Origin of the sequence: Komagataeibacter intermedius TF2 (assembly GCF_000964425.1) — a bacterium.
Lineage (GTDB): Bacteria > Pseudomonadota > Alphaproteobacteria > Acetobacterales > Acetobacteraceae > Komagataeibacter > Komagataeibacter intermedius.
In genome coordinates this window covers 1-1077 of the sequence record NZ_BANF01000452.1, presented here as the reverse complement: position 1 = coordinate 1077, position 1077 = coordinate 1, and the positions used below count along the sequence as shown (strand labels likewise).

General features: G+C 57.4%; 1 protein-coding gene. It reads left to right on the top strand.

Annotation, left to right across the window (positions count from 1 at the left end):
• Positions 1–84 precede the first annotated feature (84 nt).
• A partial coding sequence (locus tag B7449_RS18010) for a type II toxin-antitoxin system HipA family toxin (protein ID WP_244465779.1) occupies positions 85–1077 on the top strand: 993 nt, incomplete at its 3' end.

The window sequence follows — 1077 nt, the reverse complement described above, 5'->3', positions numbered from 1 at the left end:
GTCGAGAATTCTCGGGCCTTTGCCATCCAGCCAACCTTTCCCCTTGGCTCTGGGCCGTTTCATGCGGCTGGCCAGCCAGGGAACGTGCGCGATGCCCTCGCGGGTGTCTTTGCTGATGCCGCGCCCGACAGTTGGGGGCGCAGGCTTCTCGAGCGTGCCTACGGCAATGGGCTTTCCGAGTTTGAATATCTCACACTGTCGGATGACGTATGTCGGCAGGGTGCGCTTCGTTTCGCCGATGATAACGGAGAAATCATTCGTCGCGGCGCCGATGACACCATACCGCGTCTGGTCGATCTTGCCGCTATTACGGCTATTGCGCGGGCATATGAACAGGGCAAGGACGTATCCGCAAGGGATATGCAGGCGCTTGCTGGTGCGGGTGGGGCGCGACCGAAGGCCAATGTTCGGGACGGCGATGTGCTCTGGCTTGCAAAATTTACCTCGGTTCACGACCAGTGGCCAATAGAACGTATTGAAGTTGCCACGCTTCGTCTTGCAAGGGCATGCGGAATCCGGACGCCAGAGGTCAGGCTGGAACTGGCTGAAACGCCGTTTCCTGTGGCTCTGATCCAGCGGTTTGATCGGCGTGGGCCTGGCCGGATTCCTTATATTTCGGCGAGGACTGCTCTGGGGAAAACCGGAACGGAACTGGGTTCCTATACGGAGATTGTCGATTTTATCCGGACCTATGCCGCCGATCCCCAGGCAGAGTTCCGCGAACTCTTCCTGCGTCTGGTTTATACTATTCTCGTGTCAAATAAGGACGATCATCTGAAAAATCACGGATTTCTCTATGTGGGCGCTGGACACTGGCGGTTATCCCCCGTTTTCGATGTGAATCCAGCACCCGACCGTAACCCGCATCTGGAAACGGCGATACTGAAGGGCGGTCCGCATGATCGGTCCATTCATCTGGCACTGGAGGCGTGTGAATTCTTCGAAATTACCCCGGCTGAGGCCCGGCAGATGATCCGCGTGACAGCGCAGCGAATTTCGGATGAGTGGAGACCTGTTCTGCGAGAGGTTGGTGTTTCCGGGGCGATGGCGCGTCATTATGAGGCCGCCTTCATAAAC